Annotated in this window: 12 protein-coding genes; all 12 read right to left on the reverse strand. The window is 60.0% G+C overall.

What is annotated here, in order from left to right:
* Nucleotides 1–4: 4 nt before the first annotated feature.
* Nucleotides 5–3,484, reverse strand: a complete 3,480-nt coding sequence (gene dnaE / locus LA321_RS01360; RefSeq protein WP_042073160.1) for a DNA polymerase III subunit alpha — start codon at nt 3,482–3,484, stop codon at nt 5–7.
* Nucleotides 3,485–3,546: 62 nt separating this feature from the next.
* Nucleotides 3,547–4,137 (reverse strand): ribonuclease HII, encoded by a 591-nt coding sequence (gene rnhB, locus LA321_RS01365; RefSeq protein ID WP_042027940.1) that lies wholly within the window; start codon nt 4,135–4,137, stop codon nt 3,547–3,549.
* Nucleotides 4,138–4,204: 67 nt separating this feature from the next.
* Entirely contained in the window at nt 4,205–5,356 is a 1,152-nt protein-coding gene (gene lpxB, locus LA321_RS01370; protein ID WP_042073161.1) for a lipid-A-disaccharide synthase, read from the reverse strand.
* A complete protein-coding gene (gene lpxA, locus LA321_RS01375; RefSeq protein ID WP_026456026.1) occupies nt 5,349–6,140 on the reverse strand; it encodes an acyl-ACP--UDP-N-acetylglucosamine O-acyltransferase in 792 nt (263 codons plus the stop codon). Before lpxA ends, lpxB begins: the two co-directional genes overlap by 8 nt.
* A 5-nt stretch (nt 6,141–6,145) precedes the next feature.
* Entirely contained in the window at nt 6,146–6,607 is a 462-nt protein-coding gene (gene fabZ, locus LA321_RS01380) for a 3-hydroxyacyl-ACP dehydratase FabZ (RefSeq protein WP_026456027.1), read from the reverse strand.
* 24 nt (nt 6,608–6,631) lie between these two features.
* The gene (gene lpxD / locus LA321_RS01385; RefSeq protein ID WP_042027945.1) at nt 6,632–7,651 is read right to left on the reverse strand and encodes a UDP-3-O-(3-hydroxymyristoyl)glucosamine N-acyltransferase; all 1,020 of its coding nucleotides are present in this window, start codon (nt 7,649–7,651) and stop codon (nt 6,632–6,634) included.
* A 3-nt stretch (nt 7,652–7,654) separates the two neighbouring features.
* Nucleotides 7,655–8,167, reverse strand: coding sequence for an OmpH family outer membrane protein (locus tag LA321_RS01390; RefSeq protein WP_026456029.1), 513 nt, complete (start codon nt 8,165–8,167; stop codon nt 7,655–7,657).
* A 149-nt stretch (nt 8,168–8,316) separates the two neighbouring features.
* Nucleotides 8,317–10,833 (reverse strand): outer membrane protein assembly factor BamA, encoded by a 2,517-nt coding sequence (gene bamA, locus LA321_RS01395; protein ID WP_042073162.1) that lies wholly within the window; start codon nt 10,831–10,833, stop codon nt 8,317–8,319.
* Nucleotides 10,834–10,867: 34 nt separating this feature from the next.
* Nucleotides 10,868–12,220, reverse strand: a complete 1,353-nt coding sequence (rseP, locus tag LA321_RS01400; RefSeq protein ID WP_042073163.1) for a sigma E protease regulator RseP — start codon at nt 12,218–12,220, stop codon at nt 10,868–10,870.
* On the reverse strand, nt 12,220–13,413 hold the full coding sequence (gene ispC / locus LA321_RS01405) for a 1-deoxy-D-xylulose-5-phosphate reductoisomerase (RefSeq protein WP_042073164.1): 1,194 nt from the start codon (nt 13,411–13,413) through the stop codon (nt 12,220–12,222). The genes rseP and ispC overlap by 1 nt, the downstream gene beginning before the upstream one ends.
* Nucleotides 13,413–14,270 (reverse strand): phosphatidate cytidylyltransferase, encoded by an 858-nt coding sequence (locus LA321_RS01410; RefSeq protein WP_042073165.1) that lies wholly within the window; start codon nt 14,268–14,270, stop codon nt 13,413–13,415. The genes ispC and LA321_RS01410 overlap by 1 nt, the downstream gene beginning before the upstream one ends.
* Before the next feature lie 27 nt (nt 14,271–14,297).
* Nucleotides 14,298–15,074, reverse strand: a complete 777-nt coding sequence (uppS, locus tag LA321_RS01415; RefSeq protein WP_042073167.1) for a polyprenyl diphosphate synthase — start codon at nt 15,072–15,074, stop codon at nt 14,298–14,300.
* Nucleotides 15,075–15,132 lie beyond the last annotated feature (58 nt).

The raw sequence follows: 15,132 nt of genomic DNA on the forward strand, positions 1-15,132 counted from the left end.
TCCTCTAATCAAAAACCAATTCAACCCGCTCTCGTCCAAGCAGGACTCGCAAGTCATCTATCAGTTGATCGGTGGGTGTCACCCGCCACTCGGTGCCGAGCGTCAATCGCACCCGGGATCCGGGGCGACGATAGTTTACCTGAACCGGACAGACTCCGGCACGGGCGGGCTCCAAAATCTCGCACAAACGCGGAAAAAAGCGATCATCGATCCGCGTCTCATCAAGGGAGATGCGAATTGCCCTGGCAAAACGCTCCCTCGCATCGTTGATATCCAGTAATTCCCGGGCCGACATTTTAAGGCCACCGGAGAAGTCATCAAAGCTGACCTGTCCAGAAACCACCAAAATGCGGTCTTTTTGCATCAACTCTTCATATTTTTCCAGCGCTTCACTGAACAGGGTCACATCCAGGCGACCGGAACGGTCGTCCAGGGTGAAGATCCCCATCTTGTTGCCACGCTTGGTCACCATGCTGCGTGCCGCGATCACCAGACCCGCCGCCGTGGTCACCGTATCCCGGGAGGTGGGATGCAGATCGCACAGGCGACCCGAGGTGTAGCGACGCAGCTCGCTGCTGTACTGGTTGATGGGGTGACCAGTCAGGTACAGCCCGAGGGTCTCGCGCTCCCCCTCCAGCCAGACCTTGTCAGGCCAGTGGGGTACGTTGGCGAACGCCTTCTTGACGTCGTCTATCTCCTCGGTGAGCACGCCGAACATGTCGACCTGGCCCACCGCCTGCGCCTTGGCGTGCTGCTCGGCGGCGCGCATCGCCTCTTCCAGGGTCGCCATCAGGGCGGCGCGGTGAGGGCCTAGCCGATCCATGGCGCCGGAGAGGATGAGTTTTTCCATCACCCGCTTGTTGAGCTTCTTGATGTCGACCCGGTTGCAGAAGTCAAACAGATCGCGGAAGGGGCCGTCCTGATCTCGCGCCGAGAGAATGGCTTCGATAGGCCCTTCCCCCACCCCCTTCACCGCACCTATGCCATAGACGATATGACCATCGTCGTTCACGGTGAAGCGGTAGCGGCCGGTATTCACGTCCGGCGGTATCACGGTGAGCCCCATGCGCTGGCACTCGTCCACCAGGGTCACTATCTTGTCGGTGTTGTCCATATCGGCGGTCATCACCGCCGCCATGAACTCGGCCGGGAAGTGGGTCTTGAGCCAGAGGGTCTGGTAGGAGACCAGCGCATAGGCAGCGGAGTGCGACTTGTTGAAGCCGTAGCCCGCGAACTTCTCCACCAGGTCGAAGATCTTCATGGCCAGCTCGCCATCGACCCCGTTCTTGATGGCCCCCTCCTCGAAGCCGGCTCGCTGTTTGGCCATCTCCTCGGGTTTTTTCTTACCCATGGCCCGGCGCAGCATATCCGCGCCCCCCAGGGTATAACCCGCCAGGGTCTGGGCGATCTGCATCACCTGCTCCTGGTAGAGGATGATGCCGTAGGTGGGCTCGAGTATGGGTTTGAGGCTCTCGTGCTGCCACTTCTCATCCGGATAGGAGATGGCTTCATTGCCGTGTTTGCGGTCGATGAAGTTGTCCACCATGCCGGACTGGAGCGGGCCCGGCCGGAACAGGGCTACCAGCGCGATCATGTCTTCAAAGCAGTCGGGGCGCAGCCGTTTGATGAGATCCTTCATGCCGCGGGATTCGAGCTGGAATACCGCCGTGGTCTCGTAGCGCTGCAGCAAGTCGAACGACTTCTTGTCATCGATGGGGATGGCGGCGATATCGACCGGCGGCTTGCCCTCTTTGGCAAGGCGCGGGTTGATCATGCCGAGCGCCCAGTCGATGATGGTGAGCGTTCGCAGCCCCAGGAAGTCGAACTTCACCAGGCCCGCGTACTCCACGTCGTTCTTGTCGAACTGGGTGACCGGGTGGTGCCCCTCGTCATCACAGTAGAGCGGCGCAAAGTCGGTGATCTTGGTGGGCGCGATCACCACGCCACCGGCGTGTTTACCGGCGTTGCGCACCACACCCTCGAGGCGGCGCGCCATGTCGATAAGGTCTTTGACCTCCTCATCCTGCTCGTAGAGCTCGGGCAGCTTGGGTTCGGCCTCGAACGCCTTGGCCAGGGTCATACCCGGATCCGGTGGAATGAGCTTGGAGATGCGATCCACAAAGCCATAGGCATGGCCCAGCACCCGGCCCACGTCCCGCACTACCGCCTTGGCCGCCATGCTGCCGAAGGTGATGATCTGGGAGACCGCATCGCGGCCATACATGTCGGAGACGTGCTCAATCACCTCGTCACGTCTGTCCATGCAGAAGTCGACGTCGAAGTCGGGCATGGAGACCCGCTCGGGGTTGAGGAAGCGTTCGAACAGCAGGTCGAATTCGAGGGGATCCAAGTCAGTGATCTTGAGGGCGTAGGCAACGAGCGAACCCGCCCCCGAACCCCGGCCCGGGCCAACGGGAATGCCGTTGTCCTTGGACCACTGGATAAACTCCATCACGATGAGGAAGTAACCCGGGAAGCCCATCTGGTTGATCACTTTCAGCTCGACGTCGAGACGCTCGTCATACTCCGGACGCCGCTCGGCCCGCACTGCCGGATCCGGGAACAGGAACTCGAGGCGCTCCTCGAGGCCCTCTTTCGATTTCATGACCAGGAAGTCTTCGGTGGTCATGTCACCGGTGGGGAAGTTAGGCAGGAAGTATTCGCCCAGGCGCACCGTCACGTTGCAGCGCTTGGCGATCTCCACCGTGTTCTCGAGCGCCTCCGGGATGTCGGCGAAGAGATCCAGCATCTCCTCCTGGCTGCGCAGGTACTGCTGGGGGCTGTAGCGGCGTGGACGGCGCTTGTCCATCAGGGTATAGCCATCGTGGATGGCGACCCGGATCTCGTGAGCGTCGAAATCATCAGCACTCAGGAACACCACCTCGTTGGTCGCTACCACCGGCAGCTCGAACTCGGTGGCCAGGGCTACCGCCATGTGCAGGTAGGCCTCTTCATCGGGTCGACCGGTGCGCAGCAGCTCGAGATAGTAGGCGTCGGGGAAGTGGGTTTGATAGAAGGCGAGACACTGCTCCGTCATCTGGCGGTTGCCCTTGAGCAGGAACTTGCCCACATCCCCCTCACGGCCACCGGAGAGCACGATCACCCCTTTGGCGTGCTCGGCCAGCCACTCCTTGTCGATGACCGGGCGCCCCTGCACATGGCCGCGCTGGTAGCCGCGGGAGATGAGCAGGGTGATGTTCTGGTAGCCGTCGTTGTCCATGGCCAGCAAGGTGAGGCGGAACTGCTCATCGCCGAGCTCATTGCTCTGTACCCAGAAGTCGGCCCCGACGATGGGCTTGATCCCCTTGCCGTGGGCGGCGCCATAGAAGCGTACCAGGCCGCACATGTTCATCTGGTCAGTCAGGGCCAGGGCCGGCATGCCATCGGCCGCTGCCGCCCCGACGATGGGGTTGATCTTCTGCAGACCGTCCACCATGGAGAAGTCGGTGTGAACGCGCAGATGGATAAAACGGGGGTCAGCCATGGTTATCCCCTCTCGTGGCGCCAGCTGGCGTGGATGTCGTCATGCAGACAGCGTGGCATGGGTTATTCGATCCCCAGTGCACGGCGCACCGGTTTGAAGCTTTTGCGATATTCGGGCAGGGGCCCGCGTTCTGCCAGAATGGCAAGATGCTCGGCAGTCGGGTAGCCCTTGTGACGGGCAAAGCCGTACTCGGGATGGCGGCTGTCCAGTTCGGTCATTTCCGCATCCCGGGTCACCTTGGCCAGGATCGACGCGGCGCTGATGGCAGCCACCAGGCTGTCCCCCTTGACCACGGCTCGGGCTTCCATCGGCAGGGCCGGACAACGGTTGCCATCGATAAAGACCAGCTCCGGCGTGACCTTGAGCCCCGCCACGGCACGCTGCATCGCCAGCATGGTGGCGTGCAGGATATTGAGCTCGTCGATCTCTTCCGGGCTGGCACGGCCGATGGCGAAGGCCAGCGCCTTCTCCCTTATCTCGTCAAACAGGGCCAGACGCTTCTTCTCGGAGAGCTTCTTGGAGTCGGCGAGGCCGGCGATGGGATTGGCCGGGTCGAGGATGACGGCGGCGGTCACCACGTCCCCCACCAGGGGGCCGCGGCCCACCTCGTCCACACCGGCAACCAGCTTGTCGTCAGGAATATCGATCATCATCTTGTCGCCTTGAATCAAAACAGGCCCCGCAGGGCCTGACATAACATGGGCACAGCCGGCCGCAGCCTTATCTGCCGAGCAACTCGACCACCGCCTCGGCGGCCTGGTGATCCGCATTGCAGCGGATGAGCTGGTGCAACTCGGTGAAAGTGTTCACCAGCTCGCTGTTGTCATGCTCGAAGTATTTGCTGACCTCGACCACCAGGTTTTCCGGGGTGCACTCGTGCTGGATGAGTTCGGGCACCAGCATGCGACCCGCCAGCAGGTTGGGCAGGGAGACGAACTCGGTCTTCACCAGGCGCTGGGCCAGCCAGTAACTGAAGGGTTTGAGCTTGTACCCCACCACCATGGGTTTTTTCACCAGCATGGCCTCGAGCGACGCGGTACCGGAGGCGAGCATCACCACATCGGCGGCGATCATCGCCTCGCGCCCCTGCCCTTCCAGCAGCACCATGTCGAGATCCGGCGCAACTTCGCCCTTGATGGCCATGAACTGTTCGCGCCGCTTCTCGTTGACCAGGGGCACGATGAAGCCGAGATCCGGGTAACGTACCGTCAGATGTTTGCACGCCTCTAGGAACAGGGGGGACATAAAGCCCACTTCCGCGGTCCGGCTACCCGGCAGCACCGCCAGCCAGCGGCGGTTAGCGTCGATACCCAGGGTTCTGCGCACCGCAGCCTGATCCGGCACCAGCGGAATGTCATCCGCCATGGTGTGGCCGACGAAGCGGCAGGGAGCCTCGAATCTGTCGTAGAAGGCCTTCTCGAACGGCAGGAAGGCGAGCACCATGTCGGTGGCAGCCTTGATCTTGTGAATGCGGTTCTGGCGCCAGGCCCAGACTGAGGGACTGACATAGTGAACCGTCTTGATACCGGCGCGGCGCAGTTTCAGCTCCACCCCGATATTGAAATCCGGAGCATCCACGCCGATGAAGATATCGGGCGGATTGGCGATGAAATGGCGTAGCAGTTCACGGCGCACCTTGAGAATACGGGGCAGACGGCCCAGCACTTCGCTGATGCCCATCACCGCCAGCTCTTCCATCTCGAACAGGGCGTTCACGCCCAGGGCCTGCATGCGCGGCCCTGCGATCCCTTCGAACTGCGCGTCCGGATAGCGGGCTTGCAGCTCGCGCACCAGACCCGCAGCCAGAATATCGCCGGAAACTTCTCCGGCGACGATGCCGATGCGGATCTTGTTGTCGACAGGATCAGGCACGGATGATCCCGCGCTCATTGTCTTTGAGGAAGTCGACATAGAGCTGCACCGCAGGTTCGGCTGCGGCCATTTCGGTCAGCACCGGCAGCACCTCTTCGATGGTCTTGCCGGAGCGGAAGATCTCTTTGTAGGCGCGCTTGACGGCGGAGATGGCCTCAGGCGTGTAACCGCGACGACGCAAGCCTTCGGAGTTGACCCCGAACGGTTTGGCGTAGTTACCGGCGGCCATCACGTAGGGCGGCACGTCCTTGTTGAGGGCGGCGCAGCCACCGACGAAGGCGTGGGAGCCGACGCGGCCGAACTGGTGGATCGCGGAGAGACCGCCAAAGATCACGAAATCGCCGATCACCACGTGGCCCGCCAGGGTCGCGTTGTTGGCGAAGATGCAGTTGTCACCGATGATGCAATCATGGGCGACGTGCACATTGACCATGAACAGGTTGCCGCTGCCCACCTTGGTCAGGCTCTGATCCTGCACGGTACCACGGTGGAAGGTGCAGTTTTCGCGAATGACGTTGTTGTCGCCAATCTCGAGGAAGGTGCGCTCGCCGGCGTACTTCTTGTCCTGGCAATCCTCACCGATGGAGGTGTGCTGGAAGATCTTGTTGCCACGACCGATCTTGGTCGGGCCCTTGATCACCACATGGGAACCCACCCAGGTGTCGTCACCGATCGTTACTTCGGCGCCGATGACAGAAAAGGGGCCGATTTCAACCCCTTTACCGATCACAGCAGACTCATGGACGATGGCAGTATCGTGAATGATGGCAGTCTGGTCGATCACGTGTGTTAAACCTCGCGTTTGGCGCACATCAGCTCGGCGGTACAAACCACTTCACCGTCGACGGTAGCGACACCGGTGAACTTGGCAATACCGCGGCGCTCTTTCAGAAACTCCACGTCCAGCACCAGCTGATCGCCGGGGCCGACCGGGCGCTTGAAGCGAGCGTTGTCGATTGAGGCAAAATAATAGAGTTCATTGGGGGACGGCTTGCCCACCATGGTAAACGCCAGGATACCGGTCGCCTGCGCCATGGCTTCCAGGATCAGCACACCGGGAAACACCGGCTTGGCCGGGAAGTGGCCCTGGAAGATAGGCTCGTTGAACGAGATGTTCTTGATGGCGCGCAGGGTTTTGCGCTCATCGCTGATCTCGTAGTCGTCCACCCGGTCCACCATCAGGAACGGATAACGGTGGGGCAGCAGGTTCATGATTTCCTGGATATCCAGGCTCTTCTTTTCAGTAGTCAAAACAGTACCCTATACCAATCGTGATTATTCTTGATCCAGCTTCTTCTCAAGCTTGCTCAACCGCTTGTGCATCTCTTCGATACGCATCACCCGGGCGGCGGTCTTGCGCCACTCTTTATTGGTCTGCAGGGGGATGCCGGAAGAGTAGACACCGGGCTCGGTAATGGGTCGCATCACCATGGCCATACCGGTAACGGTGGCCTGATCGCAGATCTCCATATGCCCGTTAAAGACGGAGGCGCCGCCAATGATACAGTATTTGCCGACCTTGAGACTACCCGCCATCACGGTGGAGCCCGCCACGGCAGTGCCGTAGCCGATCTCGACGTTGTGGGCAATCTGGCACTGGTTGTCGATGATGACGTTGTCGGCGATGCGGGTATCTTCCAGCGCGCCACGGTCAATGGTGGTGCAGGCGCCGATCTCGACCCGGTTGCCGATGGTCACGCCGCCAAGCTGGGGAATCTTGATCCATTCGCCACGCTCGTTGGCGTAGCCGAAACCATCGGCCCCGATCACTGTACCGGATTGAACCAGACAGTCGGTGCCCATGGTGACATTGTGATACAGGGTGACGTTGGCCCACAGGCGGGAACGGGCGCCCAGCCGGGTATTTTTGCCAACGAAACAGCCCGGGCCAATGCGCACATCGTCACCCAGCACGACGCCGGATTCGATCACCGCATTGGCACCGATGGCCACTCTCTCGCCCAGTTGCACGTCCGCCGCGATAACGGCGCTCGGATGGATATCCATCGCCGGCTGCGGGGTGGTATCCAGCAGTTGGGCCACCCGGGCAAAGCCCACATAGGGATCTTTGAGCACCAGGGCGTTGGTGGGACAAAACGGCAGATCCGCTTCTGTGATGAGCACGGCCGTGGCCTTGCTCTGCTCCAGATAATGCCGGTACTTTTTGTTGGACAGGAAGGTGATATCCCCCTCCCCGGCCTTTTCCAGTGTCGCTACCTTGCGGATTTCCAGGGTTCCGTCGCCATGAACCTGGGCCCCCAGTTGCTGGGCCAGCTGTGCGAGAGTGAATGACATCAATTAGTTGCTCTTGCTTACCTGAGAAATAACCTGGGCAGAGATGTCCAGCTTGCTGGCGGCATAGGGGGCGGCATTGCGCTCCAGCACCAGATCGTAACCATTGCTCTTGGCGATGGAATCGATGGCAGCCTGCACCTTGGTCAGGATCTTGTTGCGCTCTTCGGACTGACGGCGGCCGTTGTCCTGCTCAAATGCCTGACGCTTCTTGTTGAACTCCATCTGCAGCTTGGCCAGCTTCTCCTGGTTCTGCTTCTTCTGCTCGGCGCTCATGAAGGCCTCGTCCTTGCGGAACTTCTCGACCAGTTTCTGGCCGTCGGCTTCCAGCTTCTGCAGCTCGCGCATGCGCGGCTCGAATTCGCCCTTGAGCTTCTTGGCCACGGCTTCACGCTGGGGCAGCTTCTGGAACACCTCGCCCATGTCGACCACGGCGATCTTGGTGTCAGCGAAGGCTGAGCTCATGCCGGCAGCCATCAGTGCAAAACTCAAACCAGCTACTTTCAACGCTTTATTCACACTTACTCCTTGTTCCCTCATGGTGAGGGCTACCTGATTTACCCGATTATGCAAGCGGCATGACTACCGTCTTGTTACCTGGTGAGGCACGCAAACTGCGCATCCCATCATTGAATACCCCCACCTTGCGGGTGGGGGCGTGATGTCGTTTAGAAGGTACGACCGATGTTGAAGGAGAAGACTTCGGTACGATCCCCTTCATATTTCTTGATTGGCTTGGCCAGAGCGAACACCAGCGGCCCCATGGGCGAGAGCCACTGCAGGGAGACACCGGCGGAGACCCGGATGTTGGCCGGATCCGAGTAGTCCTGGCTCTGGTAGTTACAGTCTGCGCCAGGAGCACAGGGGTAGGCGCCGTTGGCAAAATCGGTGCTCCAGACAGAACCTGCATCGACGAAGACGGTGCTGCGGATCTGCGGACGATAGGTCTCGGAGACGAAGGGGGTCGGGAAGACCAATTCGAACGAGGCCACAGCCAAGGCATTACCGCCGACCGAGGTGTCGGAGCCTTCGTAATAACCCGTCGCCGTCGGAGCCCCGGTACCGTTGTTCGTGTACTGTCGGTAGATCGCCTTGGGACCTATGGTGTTGCTCTTGAAGCCGCGCACCGTATCGAAACCACCGGCATAGTAGTTTTCGAAGAAGGGCAGCATGGTGCTGTCACCATAACCGTTACCGTAGGAGACCCGGCCCTTGCCGATCATGACCCAGCTGTGATCCGCGTCCAGCGGGAAGTAGTGGGCATCTTCGGCCGAGAGTTTGTAGTACTGCAGATCCATGCCAGGAATGGTGACCTTGGCGTTGACCCGCTGACGATCACCTGCGGTCGGGAACATCCCCTTGTTGAGAGTGGAACGAGTCCAGCCTGCAGTCAGGTCAACGGTGACGAAGTCGACGCTGTCCTCACCCTTGGCATAGAGATCCCAGAACTGGTCCATCTGTACCGATTGACGGTTGTCGTTCCACAGGTCGTAGCAGTAGGTGTTGTCTGCTGACGGCTTGTTGTCGGCGATACACTCGTTGAACTTGGACTCATTGAAGGTAGGACGGCTCAGCTTGGAGCTTTCGATACCGGTACTGAAGTCCAGACGGTTGTGCTCGTTGACCGGGAAACCGCTGGAGAGACGGAAGCCTATGGTCTCGTTCTCGTAATCCACGATATCCGCATCATCGGCACGGAACTGGTTGTAGTAGACACGGCCACCCAGGCTGACACCATCCACGGTGAAGTAGGGATCGTTGTAGCTCAGGTCAACGTTCTTGGAGTAGTCGTTGGTGCTGGCGTTGATGGAGACCCGCTTGCCGGTCCCCATGAAGTTGTCCTGGGAGATCCCCGCCTGCAGGCTGAGGCCAGACTCGGTACCATAACCGACGCCCGCGTTGATGGAACCGGCCGGCTGCTCCTTGACCTTGAAGTCGAGATCGACCAGATCGTCGTTGCCCGGCACCCGCTTGGTATCCACTTCGACGCTCTCGAAATAACCGAGGCGGTTGAGACGGGTCTTGGACTGCTCGATATTGTCGGAGGAGAGCCAGGTGCCTTCCATCTGGCGCATCTCGCGGCGCAATACCTGATCTTCGGTGGTCACGTTGCCGTTGAAGTTGATGTTGCGTACATAGACGCGGGGGCCCGGCTCGACGTTGACGATGAGTTCCACCTCCTTGGTCTCGTCGTTGACCTGCGGGAAGGTGACCACCTTGGGATAGGCGTAGCCGTAACGACCGAGGAACTTGGAGAGTACCTCTTCGGTGTGGGTCACCTGGCTCGCCGAGTAGACGCTGCCAGCTTCAATGGGGATGAGCCCCTTCATCTCGCCGGCGCGATCGATGAGGTTGCCCTTGAGCTGGATACCGGAGACCTTGTACTGATCCCCTTCCTTGATGTTCAGGGTGACGTAGACGCCTTTCTTGTCCGGAGTCATGGAGACTTGGGTGGACTCCTGGGCGAAACGGATATAGCCGCGATCCATGTAGTAGGAGCGCAGGGTCTCGATGTCACCGGCCAGCTTCTGCTTCTGGTAGCGCTGATCCGCGGTGAAGTTCCACCAGGGCACCTCATCGCGCAGGGAGAGCTGGGCGATCAGCTTCTCTTCCGGGAAGACATTGTTGCCGACTATGTTGATCTGCTGGATCTTGGCGGCCTGGCCTTCCACGAAGGTGAACTTGAGGTCGACCCGGTTGCGCGGCAACGGGGTGACGATGGCTTTTACCCTGGCGGAGTATTTGCCCACGCCGTAATAGAAATCTTCCAGCCCCTTCTCGAGGGAGGTGAGCACGGTGCGATCCAGGGGATCACCAACCCGGATGCCGGAGGATTCCAGGCTCTGGGTCAGCTGCTCCTCCTTGATGTCCTTGTTGCCGGAAAACTCGATGCTGGAGATGGTCGGACGCTCCTTGACCATCACCTGCAGCACCTGGCCATCGCGGTAGACCTTCACATCCTCGAAGTTACCGGAGGCATAGAGTTTCTTGATGGCATTCGCCAGGGTCACGGAGTCGACGTTGTCGCCAACCCGGATCGGCAGGTTCAACAGTGCGGCACCCAGGGTCACCCGTTGCAGGCCCTCGACCTGGATATCTTGCACCACAAAAGAGGCAGGGGCCGCCTGGGCCAGGAAACTGGCACCCAGCAGGCAACTCAACACCAATGCTTTTTTAACAGCCATTTTGTTCTTATGTGTCCTTGTTGATGCTCTGGCCTCAGAGGCGAGCGAAATCGTTAAACAGCGCAATACCCATCAATAACATCAGAATGGCGGCGCCGATCCTGAAACCCACTTCCTGTACTTTTTCCGATACCGGCTTGCCGGTAATTGCCTCGATCAGGAAGTAGACAAGATGACCACCATCCAGCACCGGCAAGGGGAACAGGTTGATGATCCCCAGGTTGACACTGATCAGTGCCAGAAAACTCAAGAAATAGACCAGACCGTAATCGGCACTGCTACCCGCACCCTTGGCAATGGAGATGGGCCCGCTCAGGTTGTCCAGCGACACTATGCCGCCGATCAGCTTGCCAATCATGTCGAAAGTGAGCGTGATCAGGCTCCAGGTCTTGTCAGCACCCTGCCACAGCGCCTGCAAAGGCCCATACTGTAACAGAATTCGATATTCATCCGGTAATGGAAGCAGTTGCGGAGCGAGTCCGACATAACCGACCACCTTGCCCTGTACCTTCCTGCTATCCGGGGTCAGGGTCAAGCCGAGATCTTGGTTGTTGCGCTCCACCACTATCTGTAGCGGCTCGCCTGGCGACCGTTGCACCTGTTCGACAAACTGGAGCCAGGTGGTTATCTCCTGATCGCCCACCAGTTTGAGGCGATCACCAACCTGCAGACCTGCCTTTTCACTGGCACTCTTGGCCACCACCGAGGCCACCACAGGCAGCATCTTGCCACCCAGGGGAACTATGCCCAGGCTGCCGATGGGAGACTCCTTGTCAGGGTCGAAGGTCCAGCCTTCCAGCGACAGGGTCTTCTCGGTGGCGTAGCTGGTCTGCGGCGCCTGCACCTTCAGGGTGACCGACTTGTCACCCAGATGGCTGATAAGGGCATAGGTCACGCTCTCCCAGTCACCGGTCTGCTCATCCCCTACTCCGACGATCTCGACACCAGGCTCGATACCGGCCTGAGCCACGATGGAGGCGGGACGCACCTCGCCAATCACGGGTTTGACGCTCGGCACCCCGATCATGAACATCAGCCACAAGGCGACCAGGGCAAACACGAAGTTGGCCATGGGACCGGCCGCGACGATGGCCATCCGTGCCCAGACGCTCTTGTGATTGAACGCCTGCTGCTCTTCACCGGGTTTGAGTTCATCGACCCGGCCATCCAGCATCTTGACGTAGCCCCCGAGCGGTATCAGTGCCAGCACATATTCGGTACCGTCCTTACCCATCCGGCGCCAGATCGCCTTGCCAAAACCGATGGAGAAACGCTCCACCTTGACACCGCAGCGACGAGCCACCCAGAAGTGGCCGAATTCATGCACTGCAACCAGCAGGCCCAGAGCAACGACAAAGGCGCCGATGTTCCACAATACACCGCCCATCAGCCAATCTCCTCAATCAGGTGGTGGGCACGGGCACGGGCCGCACCATCCAGGGCAAACAGATCATCGAGAGAACTGACGGCACTGTTCTCCAGCGCCAGCATCACGGCCTCGTTGATCCGGGCGATATCCATGAAACCGATCCGCTCGGCCAGGAAGGCCGCGACCGCCTCTTCGTTGGCGGCATTGAGCGCCGTAGTGGCCGCCTGTCCCTTCTGGCAGGCATTGATGGCCAGTGCCAGACAGGGGTAGCGATCGTAATCGGGTCGAATGAAGCTGAACTCTCCGACACTGAAAAAATCCAAAGGTTCCACGCCGGAAGGGATGCGATTGGGATAAGCCAGCGCATGGGCAATGGGAGTACACATGTCCGGATTGCCGAGCTGGGCCAGCACGGAGCCATCCTTGTACTGCACCATGGAGTGAATGACGGACTGCGGGTGAATGACCACCTGGATCTGCTCGGGGGCGGCATTGAACAGCCAGCGCGCTTCGATATATTCCAGCCCCTTGTTGATCATGGTGGCGGAATCCACCGAAATCTTGGCCCCCATCGACCAGTTGGGATGGGCAATGGCCTGGGCCGGGGTGACCTTGGCCAGCTCGGCCACCTCGGTATAGCGGAACGGACCACCTGAACCGGTCAGCAGGATCTTGCTGATCCCCGCCGCAGCCAGATCACAGAAGCCAGGCTGACGCTGGATGGCGGTCGGCAGGCACTGGAAGATGGCGTTGTGCTCGCTGTCGATGGGCAACAGCTCGGCGCCGTGTTCGCGCACCGCCTCCATGAAGAAGGCGCCGGACATTACCAGCGCTTCCTTGTTGGCCAGCAGGATGCGCTTGCCAGCACGCACCGCCGCCATGGTAGGTGCCAGTCCTGCCGCACCGACGATGGCCGCCATCACGCTGTGAGCATCGGGATGCGCCGCAACTTCGCACAGGGCCGCGGTGCCGGACATCACCCGGGTCTGGCTGCTATGAGTCTTGAGGCGGCTCGCCAGCTCGCGGGCAGCCTCCTCGTCAACCATGACGGCAAAGCGCGGGGAAAATTCGAGACAATCCTGCAGCATGGCATCCACGCTGCGGGCGGCGGTCAGCGCCAACACTTGCCAACGGCCCGGGTTATGGCGCAGCACCTTCAGGGTACTCTGACCGATGGAGCCGGAGGCTCCCAGAATCACCAGGTTACGCATCAGAACTCCTGACTGAGCAACAGATAGCTGAGCAAGAAGACCGGCAGGGCGGCGGTCAGGCTGTCAATCCGGTCGAGCACGCCGCCGTGACCGGGCAGCAGGGTACCGGAATCCTTGATGCCCGCCTCGCGCTTGAACATGCTCTCGGTCAGATCACCCAGTACGGAGGCCAGCACCGCCAAGAGGGAGCAGAACAGCACTATGCCCATCTTGACAGGCACAAAGCCCATCCACCAAGTCACACCGATGGCCAGCAGACTGGCGGTAAAGAGGCCGCCACACATGCCTTCAATGGTTTTACCCGGGCTGACGGCGGGCGCCAGCTTGTGCTTGCCGAACGCCTTGCCAAAAAAATACGCGCCAGAATCTGCCGCCCAGACCAGTCCCATGACGAACAGCAATATCCAGGCCCCCATCATGGGGTCGTGGTAGAAGTTGTAACCGCGAATGGCCACCAGGGACCAGAAGAAGGGCACCAGGGTTACCAGGCCAAACAGGGACTTGAGCCAGACGGATTCACGCCACAACTTGGCGCTTTGGGGGTAGCGCAATACCAGGATCAGCCCCAGCAACCACCAGCTGGCGGCGGTCCAGAGCCCCCCCATCACCAGAGGATGCAGGCCAGGGGCCCAGAGCTGTTCCACCGGCAAACAGAACAGGCTGGCGCCGAGCAACAGACAGAATACGATGGGCAACCACTGCAGCGGCTTGGCCGACACGAAGGTGCTCCATTCACGACTGGCCAGCAAAAATACCAGCGATGCCAACAGGGCAAAAAACTTCAATGGCAAAAAGAAGAGCGCCCCCAGGACCAGGGGGATCAACATCAAAGCAGTAATAATTCGTTGTTTTAGCAAAAGAAACCTCTCTCTTGGGAGCGGGGTTTAGCCGGTCTGCTGCTCGGCGATCAATTCCCGGATCTGTTCACCCGTACAACCGAAGCGGCGCTCACGCGCCACAAAAGAGGCGACCGCCTCGCTGAACTCGGCTTCGTTGAAATCGGGCCACAATACCGGGGTAAAATAGAGCTCGGCATAGGCGAGCTGCCATAACACAAAGTTGCTGATGCGATGATCACCACCGGTCCGGATCAACAGATCCACGGGGGGCAGATCGGCCATGCAAACGGCACTGCTCAGCATGGTTTCATCAATGTCATCGGCCACCATTTCACCGGCAGCCACGGCCCTGGCCAGCTTGCGGGCAGCCTGGGCGATATCCCACTGGCCCCCGTAGTTGGCCGCAATATTCAGCGTCAGTCCCTTGTTGTTGGCGGTCAGCGCTTCCGCCTTGGCGATTTTTGCCTGCAATCGTTCACTGAAACGAGAGGTATCGCCGATCACCTTGAGCCGGATCCCGTTATCGTGCAGTTTTTGCACCTCGCGACCCAGCACGGTGACAAACAGCTCCATAAGAGCACTAACCTCCCCTTCCGGACGACGCCAGTTCTCGCTGGAGAAGGCAAACAGAGTCAATGCCTTCATCTTGGCCCGCGCCGCAAAGGTGACCGCCTCGCGTACCGACTTGACGCCTGCCTTGTGCCCGTAGACCCGCATCTTGCCTCGGTTCTGGGCCCAGCGACCGTTACCATCCATGATGATGGCGACGTGACGTGGCAAAGACGAGTTGGCACAATCACCCAACGCAGCCAAAAGCGACATGTTTTTCTCCCACAAAGACAAAAGCGCCGTGCAGGGGCACTACACGGCGCTCGTAATA

Origin of the sequence: Aeromonas enteropelogenes (assembly GCF_020097295.1) — a bacterium.
Lineage (GTDB): Bacteria > Pseudomonadota > Gammaproteobacteria > Enterobacterales > Aeromonadaceae > Aeromonas > Aeromonas enteropelogenes.